The sequence below is a fragment of the Peribacillus sp. BM1 genome (assembly GCF_056679975.1).
This window is the reverse complement of sequence record NZ_CM155259.1, coordinates 1487236-1510299: the sequence shown is the minus strand read 5'-3', so window position 1 is coordinate 1510299 and position 23064 is coordinate 1487236. Positions and strand designations below refer to the sequence as shown.

20 protein-coding genes and 2 pseudogenes are annotated in these 23064 nt (G+C 38.2%); 3 read left to right on the top strand and 19 right to left on the bottom strand.

Features of this window, described 5'->3' with window-relative positions:
- Nucleotides 1-91: 91 nt before the first annotated feature.
- From AC1MGI_RS07355 to AC1MGI_RS07335, 5 genes are all read right to left on the bottom strand, one after another.
- Nucleotides 92-955, bottom strand: a complete 864-nt coding sequence (locus AC1MGI_RS07355; RefSeq protein ID WP_480349122.1) for a sugar phosphate isomerase/epimerase family protein — start codon at nt 953-955, stop codon at nt 92-94.
- Nucleotides 956-1128: 173 nt separating this feature from the next.
- Nucleotides 1129-2112 (bottom strand): Gfo/Idh/MocA family protein, encoded by a 984-nt coding sequence (locus tag AC1MGI_RS07350; RefSeq protein WP_480349121.1) that lies wholly within the window; start codon nt 2110-2112, stop codon nt 1129-1131.
- On the bottom strand, nt 2109-3107 hold the full coding sequence (locus AC1MGI_RS07345) for a Gfo/Idh/MocA family protein (protein ID WP_480349120.1): 999 nt from the start codon (nt 3105-3107) through the stop codon (nt 2109-2111). Before AC1MGI_RS07345 ends, AC1MGI_RS07350 begins: the two co-directional genes overlap by 4 nt.
- Nucleotides 3108-3140: 33 nt before the next feature.
- Nucleotides 3141-4133: a Gfo/Idh/MocA family protein gene (locus AC1MGI_RS07340; protein WP_480349119.1), complete on the bottom strand. Its 993-nt coding sequence runs from the start codon at nt 4131-4133 to the stop codon at nt 3141-3143.
- A 48-nt stretch (nt 4134-4181) separates the two neighbouring features.
- Complete coding sequence (locus AC1MGI_RS07335) at nt 4182-5069, bottom strand: sugar phosphate isomerase/epimerase family protein (protein WP_480349118.1); 888 nt, start codon at nt 5067-5069, stop codon at nt 4182-4184.
- Nucleotides 5070-5338: 269 nt separating this feature from the next.
- Between AC1MGI_RS07335 and AC1MGI_RS07330 the strand changes: the two genes are divergently transcribed.
- Entirely contained in the window at nt 5339-6244 is a 906-nt protein-coding gene (locus AC1MGI_RS07330; protein ID WP_480349117.1) for a helix-turn-helix transcriptional regulator, read from the top strand.
- Nucleotides 6245-6499: 255 nt separating this feature from the next.
- Here the strand turns inward: AC1MGI_RS07330 and AC1MGI_RS07325 are convergent, their stop codons facing one another.
- From AC1MGI_RS07325 to AC1MGI_RS07290, 8 genes and pseudogenes are all read right to left on the bottom strand, one after another.
- Entirely contained in the window at nt 6500-7738 is a 1239-nt protein-coding gene (locus tag AC1MGI_RS07325; protein ID WP_480349116.1) for an alpha-L-fucosidase, read from the bottom strand.
- 198 nt (nt 7739-7936) lie between these two features.
- Entirely contained in the window at nt 7937-9676 is a 1740-nt protein-coding gene (locus AC1MGI_RS07320; RefSeq protein WP_480349115.1) for a glycoside hydrolase family 35 protein, read from the bottom strand.
- 117 nt (nt 9677-9793) lie between these two features.
- Nucleotides 9794-9940, bottom strand: a pseudogene (locus AC1MGI_RS07315) (hypothetical protein); the annotation flags it as partial.
- A 60-nt stretch (nt 9941-10000) separates the two neighbouring features.
- Nucleotides 10001-10213 carry a hypothetical protein gene (locus AC1MGI_RS07310; RefSeq protein ID WP_480349114.1) on the bottom strand — a complete coding sequence of 71 codons (213 nt, stop codon included), beginning with the start codon at nt 10211-10213 and terminating at the stop codon, nt 10001-10003.
- A gap of 176 nt (nt 10214-10389) precedes the next feature.
- Nucleotides 10390-12822, bottom strand: coding sequence for a beta-galactosidase, LacZ type (gene lacZ, locus AC1MGI_RS07305; protein WP_480349113.1), 2433 nt, complete (start codon nt 12820-12822; stop codon nt 10390-10392).
- Nucleotides 12761-13504, bottom strand: a complete 744-nt coding sequence (locus AC1MGI_RS07300; RefSeq protein ID WP_480349112.1) for a sugar-binding domain-containing protein — start codon at nt 13502-13504, stop codon at nt 12761-12763. The genes lacZ and AC1MGI_RS07300 overlap by 62 nt, the downstream gene beginning before the upstream one ends.
- A 17-nt stretch (nt 13505-13521) precedes the next feature.
- Nucleotides 13522-13779, bottom strand: coding sequence for a hypothetical protein (locus AC1MGI_RS07295; protein WP_480349111.1), 258 nt, complete (start codon nt 13777-13779; stop codon nt 13522-13524).
- Between the two features lie 213 nt (nt 13780-13992).
- Complete coding sequence (locus AC1MGI_RS07290; RefSeq protein ID WP_480349110.1) at nt 13993-14616, bottom strand: hypothetical protein; 624 nt, start codon at nt 14614-14616, stop codon at nt 13993-13995.
- Nucleotides 14617-14897: 281 nt separating this feature from the next.
- On the opposite strand from AC1MGI_RS07290, the gene AC1MGI_RS07285 reads away from it, so the two are divergent.
- Both AC1MGI_RS07285 and iscB read left to right on the top strand, forming a co-directional pair.
- Complete coding sequence (locus tag AC1MGI_RS07285) at nt 14898-15515, top strand: YesL family protein (RefSeq protein ID WP_480349726.1); 618 nt, start codon at nt 14898-14900, stop codon at nt 15513-15515.
- A 259-nt stretch (nt 15516-15774) separates the two neighbouring features.
- A complete protein-coding gene (iscB, locus tag AC1MGI_RS07280) occupies nt 15775-17055 on the top strand; it encodes an RNA-guided endonuclease IscB (RefSeq protein WP_480349109.1) in 1281 nt (426 codons plus the stop codon).
- Nucleotides 17056-17337: 282 nt separating this feature from the next.
- Here the strand turns inward: iscB and AC1MGI_RS07275 are convergent, their stop codons facing one another.
- The 6 genes and pseudogenes from AC1MGI_RS07275 to AC1MGI_RS07250 all read right to left on the bottom strand — a co-directional run.
- On the bottom strand, nt 17338-18360 hold the full coding sequence (locus AC1MGI_RS07275; protein ID WP_480349725.1) for a Gfo/Idh/MocA family protein: 1023 nt from the start codon (nt 18358-18360) through the stop codon (nt 17338-17340).
- A 30-nt stretch (nt 18361-18390) separates the two neighbouring features.
- Complete coding sequence (locus AC1MGI_RS07270; RefSeq protein ID WP_480349108.1) at nt 18391-19113, bottom strand: ThuA domain-containing protein; 723 nt, start codon at nt 19111-19113, stop codon at nt 18391-18393.
- A gap of 63 nt (nt 19114-19176) precedes the next feature.
- Nucleotides 19177-19995, bottom strand: a complete 819-nt coding sequence (locus AC1MGI_RS07265) for a carbohydrate ABC transporter permease (RefSeq protein ID WP_480349107.1) — start codon at nt 19993-19995, stop codon at nt 19177-19179.
- Nucleotides 19995-20855, bottom strand: a complete 861-nt coding sequence (locus tag AC1MGI_RS07260) for a carbohydrate ABC transporter permease (RefSeq protein WP_480349106.1) — start codon at nt 20853-20855, stop codon at nt 19995-19997. The genes AC1MGI_RS07265 and AC1MGI_RS07260 overlap by 1 nt, the downstream gene beginning before the upstream one ends.
- Before the next feature lie 288 nt (nt 20856-21143).
- The gene (locus tag AC1MGI_RS07255) at nt 21144-22436 is read right to left on the bottom strand and encodes an ABC transporter substrate-binding protein (protein ID WP_480349724.1); all 1293 of its coding nucleotides are present in this window, start codon (nt 22434-22436) and stop codon (nt 21144-21146) included.
- A 306-nt stretch (nt 22437-22742) separates the two neighbouring features.
- Nucleotides 22743-23042 (bottom strand): annotated as a pseudogene (locus AC1MGI_RS07250) (YbaK/EbsC family protein); the annotation flags it as partial.
- Between the last annotated feature and the right edge of the window lie 22 nt (nt 23043-23064).

The window sequence follows — 23064 nt, the reverse complement described above, 5'->3', positions numbered from 1 at the left end:
CGGGCTTTTTATGTTTCTTGTTTTGTATAGGTAAAAATCAATGCTATCTCTTTGGAATCTACTGCTTTCGCATGGGAATTATTCTTCCCTTTTATGCCTCTTCCCAAAGACGCCGCAAATTATCCATGCTAATTTTTGACCCTTTCTTACATTCTTCCAGTCCTTCAAATTCTACTGAAACATATCCATCATATCCTGATTGTTTGATAATTTTGATAATTTTTTGCATATCAATATCTCCATGACCGACTATTGCGCCTCGTAAATAGTTACCTGAAGTAGTTGGAAACCATCCCTCCCCAGGGTTATTATAGGATGGTCGTAGGTAGAAATCTTTGATATGAATCATGGACGCCAATGATATATTCTTTTTTACAGCTGAAACCGAATCCTCGTCTACACACATAAAATTTCCAATGTCCAGTGTGGTTTTAAAATTTGTTCTGTCAACATGGTTAATAACTGTTCGAACTCGATCACTCGCCTGGATAAAATATCCGTGATTTTCTACACTTGTCGTTATTCCAAACGTTGCAGCATAATCCGCAACCTGCCTACATGCCCGAACTATTTTAGGCAAATCTTTTTCAAATTGTTCTATAGAAGTTTCATTTATTGGCCGCGATGCCACATCATGGCGTATTAGTTTTACACCAAGAAGATTAGCAATATCTACTTGTTTCTTAACTCGCTCAACTTCATTCTCATACTCTTCATTATTTGATGTAATAAAATTGGCACTGATTGCATAGTTAGAAATTTCAATACCTGCGTTTTCTGCCTGTTGACGAATTGCATGAATCAAATCAGGGTCATCATCCAAGCTAAAGCCCATCGGAACAATTTCAATATGTTCCCCGCCTTGGTCTGCTATCCACTGAATCGCTTCCAAAATATCAATCTCTTTCGACTGCAATGCCGAAAATAAACTATAAGAGCTTAAACCGAGTTTCATATTTGCTCACCTCAGTAAATAGAATGAATAGGCTTGTATATCTTAACGTCCTCATAAGCCTTGTTAAATCCGCTAAATTGGTATTTTCTCTGCTTGATCATTTACCAGCTTACTAATAAATCCTGTCACCTTAGAATCCATTTGGCTTACCTTTATACCCTATTATTAATCACTTATTTTCTATTAATAGAGACCGCTTGTTTTAATTTGTTAGATAGGTAAGCCGCCTGAACAACTTCCAATGTACGAAGCCCATCTTCTCCTGTAATGGATGGACGCCGCTTACTTTTCACACAATCAATGAAATCATTTACAAGACCAAGATCCATGTCATCTCCCCAGCCAATATGCTGAACTTTTTTCTGCTGATCATTATATAAGACGAGATGCTGTTTAAAGGCATCAAGTGAGATCGTTCCTTTTGTTCCGACTATCTCCATTTTCACATCCCCCCATGTCGGGAATGTACTCGGTCGAGACCAACTAGGATCAATTGTTACTATCGTACCTGACTCTAGTTCCAATGTGACAATACCGCAATCTTCTACATTAATTTCATAAAACCTTGTATCAAGTTCTGCATACACTTGTTTCACTTCATCGTCTTGTATCCACCGGATCAAATCCATCACATGAACAATATGATCAACAGCTGCTCCCCCACCTGATCGTTCTTTATCTATAAACCAACCTCCAGGCATTTGCCCGTGATTCGTTGCCTGAATCGCAACAATTTCTCCTAGTGCCCCCGATCGAACCACTTCTCTTACGTTTTGTACAGCAGGAACAAACCGCACGGGAAAGGCTACTTGCAAGATGACTCCCTCTTCCTCGCAAACTCGAATCATTTCCTTCGCATCATTTATTTCTGTTGAAATTGGTTTTTCACATAAAATATGTTTTTTCATCCTTGCTGCTTCTATAACATGGTTTTTATGGTTAACGTTTTCTGAGCAAATGACTACCGAGTCAATACCTGTTTCGAGAAAGCTAGTCAGATTAGAATAATACTCACAACGAAAACGTTCTGCCATTCTACTTCCTCTTTCTATATCCTCATCCCAAATAGCCGTTAGCTCAACATCTGGATGATCAGATAAATGATTGGCATAACTCACAGCATGCATATGGGCAAAACTAATGATCCCTATCTTCATTTCAAGACACCTCCCTTTTTGAGTTCTACGGGTTGTCCTGATTGTGCCGAATACATTACACATTCCGCTACTGTAATTGCTTTAATTGCATCCATTGATGTAACAATAGGCGTAATCCCATTTTCGATGCAGTCAACAAAATGTTGAAGTTGCTTTTCAAGAGGTGTTTGCCTAACAACGTAGCCAGGAACTGCAACCCTTTCCTGTCCTACTTTTTCCTCATCAAATAGTTCTAATAAAATTGGTTCATGATCACGGCTTTGATACGTAATCATCCCGTTGCTTCCTGCTAATTCGAAAGAACTTGTAAACCTTTTCGATCCCCATGATACCTCTAGATGAGCGATTACTCCCGATTCAAATCGTAGTGTGATTAGTGCATATTCAAGATTCTCTCGTTTGATCTGCTTCGCCATAACGCGCTCAACTTCACCGAATGTCCAACGGAGCCAATCAATATCATGAATACCCAAATCTAATACAATACCGCCGCTTTTGGATTCATCGTTATACCAATCATCACGGCCTTTTGGATAAGGACCACTTCTTGACAGTCTCATAATACCAGGTTGTCCAATCGCATTACTTAACACTTGCTTTCTCGCTTCAATGTATTCAGGAGAAAATCGTAGTACATGTCCAACACAAAGAGGAACATTATATTGCTCACATATATCGACCATTTTTCTCGCCACTTTAGAATTTACTGCTAATGGTTTTTCACAAATAACCGCTTTCCCCGCTTGTGCTGCAATCTGAACCACTTCTTCATGAAGATGCGTCGGGACACAAACGTCAACAATATCAATTGGTAGTTGCCGAAGTGCTTCTTCTAAATCATCGAAGCCTTTAACATTATACTGTGTAGCAAGATGGGTTGTGTTTTGTTTGGTTCGACCAACGACAGCAACCACTTCGCATCCATTCACATTTACCCATTCTTCCAAATGCATAGTTCCCATTGTACCTGTACCAACAACAGCCACTCTACTCATCTTTTTCACACCTCATTTTTCATTTACTTGGCATTAACAAACGGCAGAAGCTGACATAAATTCCGATAAATGAATCGCCTGACCTGTTTCACTCGATGTATTCGCAGCTAATGTGACAGCTAACGTTTTCACCGCTTCTTCATAAGGAGCTAACACTAATTCCTTTTTGTTAAAACGAACAGCATCAATAAATGCACGATCTTGTTCTCCGTAAAAATCCAATTTAGATTTATAGGAAATGGTTGTGTCTTTATCAATGATGTGTAAAGTTGTATTATCGAGTACTACTCTAAAATCCCGCCCTAAAATTTCTAATCCGGAATAATGATCTGCCTGTGTAAAAGAAGAAACAAGATGTCCAATCGCACCTGATGCAAACGTTAAATTTACCGATGTCACATCTGGTATATCGATATCTGGAATATCACCCATCACTTGTAAGGCCATATTTGCATAAACAGTATTCACATCCCCTGCTAAATAACGGATTAAATCAAGCGTGTGCGTTGATTGTTCCACTAATTGCCCACCCGACTTATCCATTACGCGATACCAAGGCGTTTGCACAAATGATGTAATATAATGACCACGTACCATTGCTATTTGCTTATCTTGTAAGTACTCTTTCGCTTTTGAAATCGTATCCAAATAACGTAAGCAATAACCCGATGCGCATATAACCCCAGCTTCCTTAATTGCTTTTGCTTTCGCTTTTACATTTTCCATCTCAAGTCCCAGTGGTTTTTCAACCAGTAAATGAATCCCACGTGCAGCTGCTTTTTCTTCAATATTCCCGTGCGCAAAAGGCGGGACACAAATAAATAGTGCGTCTATTTTTTCATTTTCGAGCATTTCATCTACATCGGTATAACTATTTGCTCCATACTGCTCTCCCACTTGCTTTACTCTCTCGGCGGAAATATCGCATACCGCTACAATTGTTGCATGTTCATTTTTGTTGATATGTTCTAAGTGCACCGCAGCAATTCCACCGACTCCAATAAATCCAACTTTTACGTTTGCCATATTATTTCTCCCCCTATATTCTTTGTATTGTTAACCCTATTGCTAAAGTTACATCTGTGTCGCGCTATGTGTTCCAAACGTACTTGGCGAAATAGCAGAACCTCTTAAAATAGCATCCATGGATCTAGAAGTATTATAGATAATTTGTGTGGAATGGTGTGTATACGCTGGAATCATTTCTGCTGTAACATAGTTGCTATAACCAATCTCACGAAGTGCAGCAATGACTGCTGGATAATTTACATCTCCCGCAAGTAGATCTACGAAACCTGCAAGCCCGCCCACTTCACGACGATAATCTTTTAAGTGCACTTTTTTAATCCGTTCCCCTAAGATTTGGATCCAATGTTCTGGATACCCTGAATACACGACGTTACCAACATCGAAATAAGATCCAACATATTCCGACCCAATAGTATCAATAAAACTCCTCATTTCTAGTGGCGACAGTAAGAATTTATTCCATACATTCTCGATACCTATGTTGACTCCTGATGCTTTAGCGTCATTAGATAATTCTTGCATCGCTTCAACTGCAAACTCATAAGCCTTTTCGTAATTGACAACTTTGTCATTCGATTGAAGATCTGCATTGACACCCCCTGGGATTACCAGAATAGTGTCGACTTCAAATGCCGCTGCAAGTTCTAACTGCCTTTTACAAATATCGATTGCCTTCTGACGCATTTTGGCATCTCCACTTGTCATAGAATAGGACCAATACAATCCCGTCGCAAACCCACAAATTTCAAGCCCTATATCATCCATCAAAGCACGGATTTCTCTAATTTTTTCATCACTAGTTTGCAGTCCCAATTCACCTGTTTCAGTTAATGCCAATTCAATCCCATCAAAGCCTGCATCTTTAGCAATGCGGCTACATTCAGAGATTGGCATGCCCTCTGGAAAAGACCAAATATTTATACCTTTTTTCATTTTAAATGCCTCCCTAATAACCGTTTCATTTCATAAATAAATACATATTCAGCAATCTCACTTTTTTTCAATATAACTGATACCCTCAACTCATGTTTACGCTTACATTCACTAGATCAACTAACGACTTGGATAAAGTTAAACCATAGTACTACTTTTGCACAATACCTACTTTATTGATATTAAGGATTGGGTGTGCTATTAATTAACTAACTACAATTAGTATAACAACCTTTTATAGAAAAAATTTAGAGGAAGGAGAGTTATTTTTGTACAATCCCGACTTAATTTTTCCCAGACGACAGTATGCTTCTTTCAGTGAATGGTCACCAAACATTCATTATGCACAATTTCAAAAGCTTCCTCTTGGTCAACTACCAGAAAGACGCATCTACGATTTCGAATTACTGTATGTCCAACAAGGTGAAGCTGCAACAATACTCGGCGGTAAACGATATCCCCTATCTTCTGGACAAATGATTTTCATACCTGCAGGCGTTTATCATCAAAATGAGGTGATTTCATCTCCAAATGCACAATTTCTTGGGATTCACTTTGACTTTTTTGGTGATTTGGATATTCAGACTGAATCAGATATCGTCGTTAGTGAGGCAGCTGTACAATTGGACAAATTCGGGATTGAAGCCATTGCGGAATCATTTGCTCCACTTTCGACTAATCCGTTATACACCCCCTCATTATCATGTGTTCAATTGATGAAACAGCTTGTGCATGAATTTACGATGCGTCCTCTCGGTTACACCTTGATTTGCAAAGCACTTTTGCTAAATATTCTTGGACTATTGCTACGCACGCAAACAGAATATAATCCGTCTCATTTTCCATTGCACGGCGATCGAATCCTTCAATTAATGGCATTAATTGAAGAAAGTCCCTCCGAACCTTGGACCAATCAAATGCTCGCAAAACAATTAAACATGAACGATGACCATATGAGTAAAATATTCAAAAAGATTGCAGGCATGCCGCCTGGTGAATATGTACAGATGATTCGTCTCCGTAAAGCAAGGCTACTATTACGTGAAACCAACCTTTCAATAGAAGAAGTTGGGAGAGAAATTGGTTATGCCGACATTCATTACTTTAGTCGTCTCTTCCGAAAATATGAAGGAATTCCTCCAAGTAAATATCGCAATCTATCACGCATTTTATAGATCCATGTGAAGCCATGAGAGAACTTTACGTTCGACTTTCTTTTCTTCAGATATTTCTAAAACCATTACGAGCCAGATTTGCATATTTACGCGCCAGTTTAATATTTTCCATTTCCTTCGCCAAGCCTCTAATTATCATAAAAAACAAGCGATGCCCTTCAGCTCACTTGGGCCAAAGGGCATTGCTTGATCTTAGATGTCGTATAAGTATATAAGATCTGAACCATAAATGATTCCTTCTACCTCTATTAAAGGTTACTTCCCTGTATTAAAACAAGAAAACTCTAAAATCTTCGGTGTTTTTATTGATTCAGACGCAACTAATTTTAAAGCATTTGTACGTATCGATCCTAATTCATCAATTTTTTTATGCCCGATTGCTGATCCGTTAGCCACGTTATGCCAGGTGCCACTTTGCCAAGCTTGAATCTCATATTTTCTTATTCGTTCACCAAATTGGATATCTTCCTTTAGGATTACATGATCGATATCCAGTACAGATGGTAATTCCAAAATCAGTTCAGTTCCTTCTCCAGTACAAACGGCAAGCGGATTTGAAAATCTATTTTTTATTTCATTACCGAATTCTAGTACTCTATCTGCATCAAGTTTAGGTATTAATCCCCTATTATCAGGTGCCACATTTAATAATAAATTCGTCCCATGCCCAACTGAATGGTAGTAGATATCAAGTAATTCGTCGATGGAGAGAAGGCTATCTTCATCGTTAGGATGCCAAAACCAATGATTTTTCCTGATCGGAACGTCACACTCAGCTGGAATCCATTCAGGTGTTCCAGGCAGCCAGTTTACTTCTTCATTAGTGAACATGCTTGTTCTCGATTTTCCCTTTGAATTCCAGCATGGATAAGGTGCCACACCGTCTTCATTCCCTACCCATCGAATAGTCGGCTGTCCCATGTTAAATATCATCGCATCAGGTTGATTTTCTTTCACAACTCCTATAATTCGTGCCCAATCGTACTCTCTCCCTTCAGAACCAGCACCATCGAACCAGACCTCAGCAATAGGCCCGTACCCTGTCAAAAGTTCAGTTAGTTGACGGCAATAGAAATCATCATATGCCTGCTTGTCCTGGTAACAAGGTTCATGGCGATCCCATGGTGACAAATAGATCCCCAAAAGGATCCCTTCTTCCTGACAAGCTTCTGCACATTCTCGGACAATATCACCTTGACCATTTTTCCACGGACTATTCTTAACTGAATAGTCCGTTGTTTCTGTTGGCCAAAGGCAATATCCATCATGATGCTTAGCAGTAAGTATAAAGTATTTAAATCCTGCCTTTTTGGCAAGTTTTACCCATTGTCTTGCATCCAGTTCTTTCGGATTAAATAGGCTTGGTGAATCCGTGCCCTCTCCCCATTCTTGATTGCAAAAGGTATTAATTCCGAAGTGGACAAACATCCCTAACTCAAGATTTTGCCATGCAATTTGCTGTTCTGTCGGTACTGCAATCTTTGTTTCAACCATCTATTAAAACCACCTAACGGTTTAGATTTCATATCTAAATTGAAACCTTTTTTTAAACAATCAAAATATAGTTTTAATCACTTAATTTCTCTTCCAGATAATTTCCAAATCAAAATGCATTGTTCAGTTTATCCTTCAATAATTTCTTTTTTATAAAAATTCAACTACATTGAAATGCAGTGACACTTTCCGAAAAGATTATCCTAAAACTGGCGTATCAACAAATGTTACACCTTGTTTATGGTTGTGTAATTCTAATAAAATAATCTCATTTTCTCCTTCATGCAAGAATGGTGCTGGTACATAAAGTGTTTGTTGCGGACCAATCTCCCAGTATCGACCAAGATTGTGGCCATTCACAAATACGACTCCTTTTGTCCAGTTCGACACATCTATGAAAGTATCGGCCACCTCATTAACTGTCAAAATACCTCGGTGAAAATAGGGATGATTTTCTTTCGTTTCACAATTGGAAAACTGCAAATGATTGATTTCATTTAATGGGATTGGGTAAACCGTCCAATCAAATAAAAATTGGTTCCCCATTCTTACCCCTTCTGTTATCCCTTTAAAATCGACAAGGAATGGACCATAATTAATGCGTCCCATATTCTCGACAATAATTTGCAACGTTGTCTCTTCCTCAGTAATATCAACATCTATCCGGGATTCACCACTAATTCGGTCGACTAACCCAACATACTTGCCATTCAAATAGACTTGTCCACGATCATGGACATTTTGAACGGTCATGGATTGTTTACCGTAAGCTCCTTTAATGACTGTTTCATAAACGATAAATCCATAGTCCTGGCCATAATACTCCATCGATAAAGGAGCTTGGCTATGCTGTGGAGTAGAAAGATGATTCAATGAATCTAACAATGCAACACGCTCCGTAAATTGGACTTCACCGTATTGTTTCTTCGCTATGCTTGGCGGTAATTTCATCTCTGGCAAATCAACATATTTTTCAAAAACCTTCCGGACAGCAAAGAATTTTTCTGTAACATCTCCCGATTCCGTCAATACTCCATCATAATCATAACTAGTTATGGTAGGCTGATAGATGGCCTCATTATAGTTTGCACCATTATAAAAGCCAAAATTCGTCCCACCATGTGCCATATAGAAATTAACAGATCCATTTTGTTGTAATATCTCCTCTAACGCCTCCACAACATTGTCCGAGGATCTTGTATGGTGCTCCTCCCCCCAATGATCAAACCAGCCATGCCAAAATTCCATACACATTAATGGAGCTTTCGGCTGATAAAGCTTTAATTGTTCAAATGCCGACTTCGCTCGCGATCCAAAATTCACGGTTTCGAGCACATCTTCAATCATTCCACCATTTAGCATACTGTGATCAGGACCATCAGATGTGAAGATCAGTTCATCACCTATTCTTTTTTTGATATCGTCACGCATATATTTTAAGTATTTTTGATCATTCCCAAAGCTCCCATATTCATTTTCTACTTGTATGGCAATAATGGGTCCGCCATTTGAACGTAATAATGGTTGCAAGCGCTTAAATAGCACATTGAAATACGCCTCTACTTTTTCTAAATATGGCTCATTGTAACAACGTAATTTGATGTTCGGAACTGTCATGAGCCAATATGGTAATCCACCAAATTCCCACTCTGCACATATATAAGGACCAGGTCTAACAATGACATGAAGGCCGACCTTCTCAGCGGTTTTAACAAAACGTTCAATGTCTGCAATGTCCTCAAAAACAAATTTCCCTTCTTCTGGTTCATGTATATTCCATGCAACATAGGTTTCTACTGTATTAAATCCACATTCTCTCAGTTTGATAAGTCGATCTTCCCAGTATTCAGGTACTGTTCTAAAATAATGCATCGCACCACTTAATAATAAAATTTCTTTACCATCCATTAAAAATGATTTTTCATTAAACGTTAACATTGACAATTTCTCCTTCTTCTAAAGTTATATATGCCTATCTTTAAACTTTTACCGTCTCTTTTAATGCCTGTTGAAAGAGACTCTGACACTTTTGGTTTTTAACCATTTCAAGAGAAATCAACCGTCTACCGCTTCTATTCTTTTATCTTCTTCGCAAACGATGATCGAATCCTCTGATTTAAATGTAAAAAGATTATCCGATTTACATTTCACATCCAATTTACGAATCAACATCCGATCCCATGATATCAATACCTCAAAGCCTCCGCGAGTGCGAACACCAGATAATGAGTCTTTTAACCATTTCGATGGAAGGGCGGGTAATCATTCAACCATTTCTAAGTCAGAAGCACTGTATTTCTTCACTCTTTCATCTATATCAAGTACCTCTTCTAACTTTCCGTCTCCTAATGAAAATTCAACACTCTTCAAAAGATGTTGGTAGTCTTGAATAGGCTCTTCTTTCAGCTCCTCATAAGAGAATCTCATAGCTTTTGAAAGAATAGCTTCATTTAGGATAAAAGATTCATATAACATTCTCCCATTCTTAAAGAGGATGTTCAAAAAGTCCGGTAAAAAAGCTTGTGATTGCATCAAAGCTCTCTCTGGTCCTCACGTACTATTGCATACGAAAAGGTCTAGAGACGATTACTCGCAGAACTTCTCGGCTCTTTTTATCCTCCTTGTTGAACACGCACTTAAACATTTTATTTTCATCCTAGTTTCATAGTAAATGAATACTGATAGGACTGATTCGAAAATAACGTGAATTCAGGGTGCGTCTTTGCATTCCAGGAATCATCTCCACCAACACCCATTTGCTTATGATTAATACGTAAATACGTTTTTGTTCTCTCTGGCAATTGATATGGATGACCTGCTTCTTGTAGTTCAGCCGCTGAATATCCGCCTGCATTTACCTCTAGTAATGAATCACTTATTACTTGAAGATTTATTCCTAGATTATTATTAATTTCAAAAGAGCGAATGCCAGTTTTATTCCCATTCTCCTGTGGTTTTATATATGGTACAAATTCGTTCGTTACTGTGGAAACGTAACGTCCTACCTTTGCACCCTTCTCACGGTCCCAATGATTTTCATGAGGACCCTTCCCGTACCATACAATATTTTCAAATGATTTAACTAATGGAACGAGCATCCCGATTTCCGGAATTTCTGGCAGGGCCTTATTTGGAATCAGTTCAAAATGAACTCGAATCTCGCCATCTCCAGTGATTTCATAATCAATATTACATAATGAAGTTGGAGATGTTTGTAATTCAAAAACTGTCTTTACGCTTACGATTTTGTCTGTGTTTTTCACTACATCTAACTGCTGTAATCTAGCCTTTTCACCTGCATGTTCCCATATAGCAGCACGCTGATCTAATTTATTGCCTCGATCATTATCGGTAAGCGCTCTCCAAAAATTCGGTACAATTGAATCCGCTAATACATCGATTCCATCTTTCCTTAACGAAGTAATCAACCCTGTTGATTTACTTATGACAAGATCAAATGCTTCACCTTTCAATTGTAATTCTTCATTCGTTTCCTCAATTGTTTGGAACGACTGACTCGGTTCTAATTGTTTTAAGCTCCTATCTGATAGGACAAATTGATCAAATGCAATTTCATAGCCTTTTTCAGCCCATAGTTGATCCTTTATTAAATGGAAGCTAACAGTTAAGATATATTCACCGTCGTCTTTCTCAAATTTCGTCATTACATCATTTAAATCAATGATCTTTGAAGTTAATGCTTCACAGGAAAAGTTTACTTGATCACTTCCAATCTCTTCCCCATCTCTAAGCATCGTCCATCTTAATTCATATTCATTGATATTTGTAAAAAGATGTTTATTCACAATAGTACATATGCCGTTTTCAAAATGAACATCAATCGGTTGATAGCATTTCTTCACCTCAAATATCTTCGGTGTTAATGAGCCATCAGCAAACACGAGACCGTTTCCTGAGAAATTACCGTCATGTGGTGATTCACCAAAATCGCCACCATACGCTAAATATAAGTCTCCTGTTTCAGCAGTCGTTTGAATGGCTTGATCTTTAAAGTCCCAAATAAAACCGCCTTGTAAAATCGGATATTTATTAAATAAATTCGTATATTGATACAAATTCCCTACAGAGTTCCCCATTGCATGTGCATATTCACAAACGATATAAGGCTTTGCAGGAACATCGCTCTTCTCTGCATTCAGCGCATACTCTTCCAATTTCAATGGATGTTCATACATCATACTTTCAATTTCCGAAGCCTCACTAGACGGACGATAATGCGCTACACCTTCGTAGTGAATAAGGCGAGTTGGATCTTCCTTTTTCATATGTTCTTTCATTTTAATAAAATTACTTCCACCGAATGACTCATTGCCCAACGACCAAATAACGATAGAGGGGTGATTCTTATCGCGATGCAGCATGGAATGACATCGATCAATAACATTTGCCGTCCACTCCTCTTTATCCCCAGGGATCGCATCATTAATTTCTGTTTGTCCGTAGCTCCATGAACCGTGTGTCTCTAAATTTGTCTCATCTATAACATATAAGCCGTATTGATCACATAATTCATAAAAGTATGGGTGGTTCGGATAATGTGACGTTCTAACCGCATTAATATTATGCCTTTTCATTGTGATAACATCTTGAAGCATGTCTTCCTTCGTAATAGATCGGCCTCTAAGATGTGAAAACTCATGGCGATTCACTCCGTTAAACAGCACTCTCTTCCCATTTATCAACATAAGGCCTTCTTTAATTTCAATTTTCCGAAAACCGATTTTACAGCTCTGTGCTTCCAATATCGTCCCGTCCATACTCTTTACAGCAATAACAAATGAGTATAGTGTTGGTTGTTCAGCACTCCAAAGGGAAGGAGAGATTATTTTTTTCTCAAATCGTAGCTCCGCTTCCTCCTTTCCTTGTAAATAATTTTCTACGACTAGCTCATTACAAATTATTTGACCATCTTGATCATATAAATATGCTTCAATTGTTACAGGCTCTTGGGACGAGCAAGTATAATTAGATACCTTCATGTTGATTAGAAGGTCTGCATTCTCATACTGTTCGTACAAAATAATCAGAAACGTGAACGACAGGTGTCGTATATAGATAAACATCTCTAAAGATTCCACTTAAACGCCAAAAATCCTGATCCTCCAACCAGCTTGCATCACTCCAACGATAAACCTCAACCGCTAGCTTATTAGATCCTTCTAGTAAATAAGAAGAGATATCAAACTCACTAGGTGTAAAACTATCTTCACCGTACCCTACCAAATCTCCATTGATCCATACGTAAAAAGCAGATTCTACTCCTGCAAAGTGAATATATACAGGTTGATTTTCCCACTCTTTCGGGATATCAAAATACGTAATGTATTGGCCGACTGGGTTATATTTGGTTGGAGCAAAGGGCGCTTTTATCGCTTCTTGTTCTTCCCACGGATAACGAACATTCGTGTACTGCGGATAATCATAGCCTTGAAATTGCCAATGGGATGGCACTTGAATCTGTTTCATCGAACTTTCATTAAAGCCGACTTGATAAAAATCTTGACTTTTACTTTCAGGATTCTTTGAAAAGTAAAATTTCCATTCACCATTCAATAGTTTACAGTTTGATGACTCCATACGATCTATAGATCGTGCATCTTCAATCGTCGGAAACGGCATACTTGTAGCGTGAGCAGGCAAACGATTTAGTTGAAAAATTTCCGGATTATTATTCCATTCTGGATAGCCATTACTTGGCGGTGTATATGCAAACCTCTCTTTACTCTTAAATATGGTCGTATTCAATTCAGTTTCCCTCACTATCATATATATTTTTTCATTATTTGTTCTCGTGTATCTCGTTCAAAATACAAAGTTTCCAATTCTTCATTTTTTCTATCAATAAGGTCTCTCGTTTGATTCAACGGGTTTTTACTATTCTCTGTTGCATTTTCTTTGATTTCAAAAATACTTACTTGATAAATGATGTAACTCGTAACTAGTGGAAGAACAAGAATTAATATATATGATAGCAATAACTTTCCGAAAACGTTTACCTTTTTCGGAATAGTCGAACACAAAAGACACCTTTCCTCTTCTATGTTATCGCTAACAATTTTTATTATCCTTATTATTCAGAAGTAACTTTTTCACCGCTCTACAATTTAGGAAAAACTCTGTATTTATGAACTACACTTCTTTTTTATGAATTCTTACTCACCTTTACTATTAAACATGTAACATATGTAATAACAGGGCTCTATGAAAAAATCTCTTAGGAATGTTTGCATTTTTCAGTCATCAAGAAGATCAACGAAGTCTTTCACCCCGTCCAGCCGTTCAGTATTTGCCATGACAACCAATAGAAGGGGTTCTCCTTTTGTAACGATTGAGGATAGATAAGGGATATTTGAAACATCAATTCCGGTTATCGTTGCCGGGTCTTTAACCGAAGGATATTTTCTTATTTTCCAATCATCAAACACATGAAAATTACTCAAATCATATAAGTTACCATCTTCATTAAATTGTTGAAAGACTTCCTTATCTACAAGAAGAACATCCACTTCTTTCGCTGCTATTTCAGCCGCTAGCTTTTGGAATTTTAATACTGCTTCTGAATTATTCGGAATATCGCTCGTATTTATTGCCTGAACGGATAGCTTCTCTTTATTATGATCCAGTAATACTTTTTCTAGCTCATTTCGTAATTCTTTTGCTTGGTCATCGATAATATTATCTTTAACAATATGAATTGATAACAATTCTTTTTGTTGATTGGTAAAAGTATTGAAGCCCATCGCAAGAAAACAAAGGACAACAATTACACCAATTACATGAAAAGAATAATAATCAATTACATACTCTATTTTTTCCTTTATTGTTAAAGATCGCAATTGTTCTTTTAACTTTTTCAAGAAACTCTCTCCTTTTTTTGCTTGATTATATCATACATACAATTAACATTATAAAGCGCTTTCTTACAAAAATACACAACCATTAAGAATTCTCTTAAAAATTCATTCAGACTTCAAAATCTATTATCCGCAATCACTATAGCGTCAAAATAATTCCTTCCATCTTTTCGTAGTCAAATCCTACTATTTCCTATCAATCTTCTGCTTTTATTTCATTGTATGTAAACCTAGCATTTGTTACGATATTATTAATTGTCAGTTATTTGGTTATGATTGGGGTGATGAGAATTTTTAGCATAGACGGTCATTTATATCGAGTAGGTATGTGGTTATATAATTTCATGTATTTAAACATCTTATTTATACTATGTTGTATCCCTATTATTACGATTTTCCCAGCACTCGCTGCACTTTTTGGGGTAGTACGACAGTGGAGACAACGTAAAGAGGTAGCTGTTTTTTCTCAATTCAAGACAATGTTTATGGAAAATTGGAAGCAAAGTTATATCGTCGGCATTTTTTTCGCATTAATCAGTTCATTATTAACATTTAATTTCTTCTTTTTATCTCAAATGACTTCACCATACAGAATTGTCATTTTTGTTGTTACATTAGGTATGAGCTTTTTGTTCATTCTATCCTTTTTAAGCATTTATCCACTTATGGTCAATATGATCATAACATTCAAACGTTTATGTATTTCTAGCCTACAAGTCGGTTTATACAAAATACATTTAACGATCTTTTGTATGATTGTTCTTGGTGCATGGACGATTCTATCATTGCGCTTCTCATTTTTGATTTTCTTTTTCTTTTTTAGCGTTTCTGCATATCTTATTTACTGGATCGCTGATCTTAAATTTGCAAAGTTAATTCCGCAAGAGGGTTCTGAAAGCTAGGTCAACTACCCACCACTTAGATTCTAGCGAATCTTGAAGTGGGGGCTTTTAAAAAGCCTTTGGTTGTCTAGCCTAATTTTTACGGAAACTACGTTGGGATGGCGATCACACCCTCGGATGATTCCCTAGTCCGTTGCTCTGTGTAGGCTCTGTAATAGTTCTGAATGGGAAGGAACGGTCAACCTAGCTTGGCGGTTTTACCGCAAATCCATTCCAACATTGGCGAAGGGAAACGAACTCCAAAAGGAGGGAATACGTCATGTTCGTATTCACACTTAATAAGCATGGGGAAGCCTTAATGCCATGCAAACCGAGAAAAGCGAGGCTCTTACTCAAACGAAAGAAAGCAAAAATCGTAAGTTATCAACCATTTACGATCCAACTTATATATGGAAGTAGTGGCTATAAACAAGCGATTCATGTTGGGATCGATTTAGGTGCTAAACACACAGGGTTAGCGGTTACGACCCGTGACAAGGTACTTGCCAAAGGAGAGATAGAAGTACGTCAAGATGTTAAGAGTTTACTAGAAACAAGACGTATGTATCGAAGAAGTAGACGTAATCGAAAATGCCGATATCGAAAGCCACGATTTGACAACCGTAAGCGTCACGAAAATTGGCTACCGCCAAGTATACAATGTCGATTAGATAACACGTTTCACTGGATCGATACGTTTTTATCTCTTGTACCAAATTCTGTGTTAACGATCGAAGTGGGGAAATTCGATATTCAGAAGATGATGAATCCGGAGATACAAGGTGAAGCGTATCAGCAAGGGCAAACACTTGGCTATCATGATGTCCGTTACTTTGTATTCGCAAGGGACCATTATACATGTCAAGTGTGTAAGAAAAAGGGCGGTATTCTGAATACACATCATATTGTTTATCGTTCACATGGAGGAAGTGATCGAGCTGATAATTTAATTACAGTATGTACAGATTGCCATACGCATGAGAATCATCAAAAGGGTGCAATATTGTGGAAGTGGATGGAAGAAGGCAAAAAATTACCTTCATACAAAGAGGGGACGTTTATGAATATCTTCCGTAAACGAGTATTTACAAAGTATCCGAAGGCTAACGTAACGTATGGATCAGTCACTACACCACGAAGGAAAGAGTTAGGATTAGAAAAAACTCATGCGAATGATGCGGTTGCGATCAGTAGAATAGAAACGATTCAGCAAATGAGTGATTCTGTCTTCTTCATCAAGCAATTTCGTAAGAAAAAACGTTCGTTGCATGAGGCCACAGCTAGAAAAGGTCGGAAGACGAAGAATATCGAGAGCAAGCGAAACAAAAAGAATGTGAAACAACTGAAAGGATTTTATCTGAATGATCGAGTACGAGTGTATGAGCGAATTGGATATATTACAGGCTTTACGGGAACAGGTATGGCATATGTCAAAGGTATTCACGGGAGCTACATCACGAAGCCTAATAAGTCGTACAAACAGGTTAATCTAAACGATTGCGAGTTTCTCAATCACAATAATAACTGGCAATATGTCGAAAATCTTTCGGCTAACGTCTAACCGAAATTCATCCCCTCCCTACTCATTTTGTTCCTTGAGGAAGGGGACTTCTTTCGGGAAGCTAGTTAAACAAAAGGTTGTTAAGATGAAGAATTCTAACAACCTTTTGTTATCTAAAAATTCTTTATTTACTTCCGTATTATGGTAACTAAAACAGAATTTTTTCCTAAATATAACTTAAAGTGCGTGTTCAAAAAAGGCCATAATGCCCTATCAAAAGGACTTCAATCTTGTAATAATCCGGGAGAGAGGCAGACTGCTCCCTCCTTTTTGAACACGCACTTATAATCGGACTATTTTCTTCGTTTCATTCGATTCTAAGGCTCCTAGGATGACGTTTAGCGATTTCATTCCTTCCAATCCATTGATGAGTGGCTCTTTATCTTCATTAATACTGATGATAAATTGACTGATCACCTGTGTATCATGCTGGCCGCCCGATTCATTCGATTGAATTTTTCCTAATCTCAGATTTTCAATTTGCCCAGTAGCTCGTTGAATAATCAAAGAAAACTCAGGGTCATCCTCTAGCCTTAATATGGCTTTTTCACCATAAATAATCGTCGAGTTATCTTCTTGTACATAAGCCCAACTTGCCGCTAGTGTCCCAATAATTCCGCTTTCTGTCTGCAAAATAAAGGTGGCATTATCGTCTACATCGCTATTTTCCTTCGCACTACTTTTAACAAATGCTGCTACTTCCACGAATTCTTCATCCAATAGATAGCGAAGCAAGTCTGTTTTATGAACCCCTAAATCACCCATTGCCCCGATAAATGCTTGATCTTTCTTAAAAAACCAGCTAGCTTTACCATCAGCACTCCATGACTCTGGACCTGCATGACCAAATGCTGAACGAAAGCTATAGACTTTCCCTATTTCTCCGCTTGCGATGATCTCCCTCGCTATTTGATGGGAATCTACAAAACGCTGATTATGGGCGATCATTAATTTCTTACCGGCTTTGGTTGCTGCAGCAATCATCTTCTCTGCTTCTTCACGTGATGTCGCCATCGGTTTTTCACAAAGAACATGCTTCCCAGCTTCTAAAGCAGCAATGGTCATTGGAGCATGAAGATAGTTTGGGGTACAAATACTAACAGCATCAATACTAGGATTATTCAGTAGCTCAATAAAATCAGTATATGCCTTTGCTTCATATATTTCCGCTAACTCTTGAGCCCGTTCCTCTACAATGTCGCAAACTGCTATGATTTCTACAGAATTATTCAGTTTATATTCTGGTAGGTGGCGGTTCTTTGCAATACTGCCACAACCGATTACACCAATTTTTAATAGACTCATCATTCTCTCTCCCTTTCAATTTGTCTTCTCTTATTTTTTCCCAGATATGGATTCCAACGCTTGTGCATTTCCGTAAACAGGACGAGCGCGTTCTACCGGCTTAACCCACTCAACAGCATTCGTAATCACTCGCTGAATATCAGGGTGATGATAGGTAGGATATGTTTCATGACCAGGTCGGAAGTAAAAAATCTTCCCGTTTCCACGACGGTATGTACATCCACTTCGGAATACTTCTCCACCTTCGAACCAGCTCATAAACAGCAGTTCATCTGGTGCCGGAATATCGAAATGCTCCCCATACATCTCTTCTTTTTCAAGCTCAATATACTCTCCAATACCTTGTGTAATTGGGTGGCTTGGATCAAGGACCCATAAACGTTCCTTCTCATCCGCCACACGCCATTTTAAATCGCAAGAGGTCCCCATAAGTTTTTTAAACACTTTCGAAAAATGGCCAGAATGTAGTACGATTAACCCCATTCCATTAAGAACACGCTCGTACACCTTTTCTACGACTTCATTAGATACCTCGTCATGCGCTGTATGTCCCCACCAAATTAAAACATCCGTTTCCAAAAGAACATGATCCGGTAATCCATGCTCCTCTTCATCAAGCGTTGCGGTCGTAACATCTCGAGTCTCACTCTTCAAAAAAGACGCAATAGCTTGATGAATCCCCTCAGGATACATGTCAGCCACGATCGGGTTGCTTTTTTCGTGACGATATTCGTTCCAAACAACTACCTTCATTTTCATCTACTCCTTCGTCCTGTCTAACTTTTTTCTTGATTAAAGATAAAAAGGAAACTCCTATTATTTCACCGCTCCATCTGCAATTCCTTTAATGATTTGTTTTTGGGCAAAGAAATACCCAATGATAACAGGCAAAATGGAAATCGATAATCCGGCCAGCGCAAGATGCCATTGTTTCGTATATTGCCCAAAGAAGAAGAATAATTGAAGCGGAATGGTTTCCGTCCCATTTCCTCCAATGACTAGGGATGGTAATAGATAATCATTCCAAATCCAAATTACATTTAATACTCCGACCGTTACCGACATCGGTTTTAATAGTGGAAAAATAATGTACCAAAAAGTTTGAAATTTATTACAACCATCAATTTTTGCTGCATCATCTAACGATTCCGGAATCCCTTTTAATGCCCCGTGATAAAGGAATATGGATAGACTCGCTCCAAATCCTAAATACATGAAAATCAAACTGCTACGGTTCAGCATATCAAGTTGACCAAACTGTGATACGAGCGGAATCATAACCGCTTGGAAAGGAATCAGCATAGCAGCTACAAACATAAAGAAAATCACCGTGCTAAGCTTGCTCTTATTCCTTGATAATGCATACGCTGCCATCGCTGAACAAATAATAATAATTAATGTGCTGACAGTCGTAATGAACAATGAATTACCAAAAGCTTTAATAAAGCCAAGTTGTACAAACGCTTGCACAAAGTTGTCCCATGTCCATTCTTCAGGTAGCCCAAGCGTATCTGCGAAGATATCACGTTTTGTTTTGAATGCATTGACCACCATTAAGTAAAATGGCACAAGCCACATAATTGCTAAAAGGATTCCGATAATTTCCAGAAGGAGGAGTCTGCGGTTTTTGAACATTATAATTCAACCTCCTTTTTCTTGTTGTAGTACACTTGCAGTAAGGAAATGGCCGCGACTGTGACAAAGAAGATCATCGCTTTAGATTGTGCATACGCCATTGAATTTTCTGTAAAGGCCGTTTTTACAATATCCATCGCAACCATTTGCGTTGAATTGAATGGCCCACCGTTTGTTAGTGACAAGTTTTGGTCATACATTTTAAACGAATTTGACAATGTAAGAAATAAGCTAACCGTGAATGCCGGCGCAATCATAGGAACTGTAATGTTTCGGAAGCGCTGGAATCTATTCGCTCCATCAATTTGCGACGCCTCAATCAATTCTTCTGGTACCGATTGCAGATAAGCAATATAAATAATCATGACATATCCCGCCATTTGCCAGGATGTCAAAATGACCAGACCCCAAAAACCAGTTTCCGTTGTTGAAAGCCATCCTTGCAAACCCTCAATCCCAATCGACTCGCCTATCGAAGCAAATGCCTTTGTAAAAATGAACTGCCAGATGAATCCTAAAATCAAGCCGCCAATTAAGTTTGGCATAAAGAATACCGTACGCAGAAAACTACTCGTCTTAATATGCTGAGTCACAATTAATGCAAGCCCTAACCCAATAATGTTGATGACTATAATGGCCGCAATAGAAAATTTAATGGTAAACCAGAATGCATCCCCAAACTCTTTATCGTGAAATAATTTGATATAGTTGTCTAATCCAACGAACTTTGAAATACGGAGACCGTCCCAATTCGTAAATGAATAGTATAGACCGGTTAGTAATGGGTAAATCACGACGATAACGATGGCGACGAGCACGGGAGCTAAAAATAGCCAAAATGATAAATCTCGATTTTTCATTTGAAACGCCTCCTTTTTGAAAAGCGTAAGCCGAGACACGCAGAAGTTTTCCTTTCATTCTTTGGGTCCGGGCTACTTGTGACCTCGAGAAGCTAGGCTGCTTACGCTAGATATAAAAGCTGATAACAATACATATATTAGTGTGTGTTTAAAAAGGTGGAGCAGCCCATCCGCATTTAATTACTTGGTCGAATGTCCGCTCCACCACTGAATTGTTTGCCAAATTACTCGAATACCCACTTTGGTAAAGCTTCACTTTTTCCTGTTAGGATTTAGCAAACCGCTTAATCATTTACCGCTTCGAATATCTTCCCAGGCTTTAATATTCTTTTGAACCAATTCATCCCACGTCATTTCTCCCAATACGTAAGCTTGTACGCTTGCTCCGAATTGGTCCTCATTCCAACCAACCGGTGAACCTTGAAATGTCCAGCCAATTGTCTTTCCTTCTGCAGAATACTCATAGATTTCTTTTGATAACGGATCTGCGATTTTCGAAGAATCATATCCTTCATAAGCAGGAATAAATTTAAAGTCTTTTAACACTGCTTGTTTACCAGTATCAGAAGTGTACATCCAATCTAGGAATTTCTTTGCTTCTTCTGCTACTGCGTCATCTACCTTATTGTTAACCGCCCAATAATTCGGTACGCCGACCGGCATTTTTGCTTCACCATTTACAGGAATTGGAATGATACCAATATTCTTTTCTGCTAGCTCTGGATCCATGTCTAAGACGGTGTTATACACCCAGTTACCTTGCTGAATGATGGCTACTTGTTCAAGTGAGAAAAGTTCCTCCACTTGTTGGGAATAATCAAGGCTTGTTGTCGGCTGTACAGAAAACTCATTTTGTAGATCGATCATTTGCTTCAACTGATCACCTTTTGTAAAAGCAACGGTTGGAGATTCATAGGCAGTCATTACGTTTCCACCAAATTCGGAAGCTAAGAAAACGTTGGAAAGGTGGTTACCTGTTACCCATTTTTCCTTAACAGGGAAAGCGAATACCGCTTTGATTTTCAAATCTTTCTTTTTAGCATCCAATTTTTCAACCGCTTCGTTCAACGCTTCATAAGAGGTAAGCTCTTTTGCGTTAATGCCAGCTTCTTTAAAAATACGTTTGTTATAAATAAATCCGTACCCCTCTTGGTTAAATGGTAAGCCAAGTACTTTACCATCTAAAGTTACTCCATCAAGTGTCCCATCCAAAGCTGCTTTTGCTGCCTTTGTGTCGCTTAAATCTGTCAAGCGATCGCCAAATTGTTCAACATCCGTTGGCCCTCCGACATTGAATATGGCCGGCTCTTCTTTAGAAGTAAACTTCGTAATTAAAGATTGCTTATAATCATTTCCGCCCCCTACTGTAGAGATCTTAATCTTCACATCAGGGTTCTCTTCTTCATAAGCCTTCGCCAATTCTTCAAATTGATTCTTGAATTCTACTTTAAATTGGAAAACGTCTAATGTAATCTGATCCCCAGAGGCTTTATCGGATGAAGAGCACCCTGCTAAGAATAACGATGACGCTAATACTGCTGAGGCAATGCCTGTTACCTTCTTCAATTTCAATGAACCCATCCCCTTTTTCATGTATTTCTCACAAAAACAACCAGTGAAACCGTTTGCACAAATGAATAAATAAGTAGATTCGTTTCTCTTAAACGTCCCCCTATCAATCTATCTATTCAAATTGCAGTTTATTCTCCACCATTCTACACTGTATTTTCTGAAAATAAAAGCGTTTTCATTGTAAATTTATATATTTTTCCCCATTCAATGACGAAAAATAGCGAAATGGCTTATTCTTATGTAGCTTTTCTCTCTTTGGAAGAAGGCAGAACTATTCTTGAACAGGTCCCCATTTCGATATAAATAAAAGAGGATGCCGATTTCGTGACCGGTTTGCAAAAAAACTTCTTCTGGTGGAAGCATTCTTGCTTTAAACCCAAATAGATTCTTGAATTTTTTATTATCAATCTTTGCATCACCTGCCGCTACAATTAATAGTGCATTGTCTCCTTCTCCTCAAAACAATATCGTTTTAGCGATACGTGCGGGAATAACTTGAATCGTTGCCGCTGCCTCATCCACTGTTGCGCTTGATGTTTCGAATTCCATCACATCATCCTTGCGATCATACTTTTTAAAATGGGCTCTTACCTTTTCATTGCCAACCAAACTCATCCTCTCAGCTTCAAATTTATTT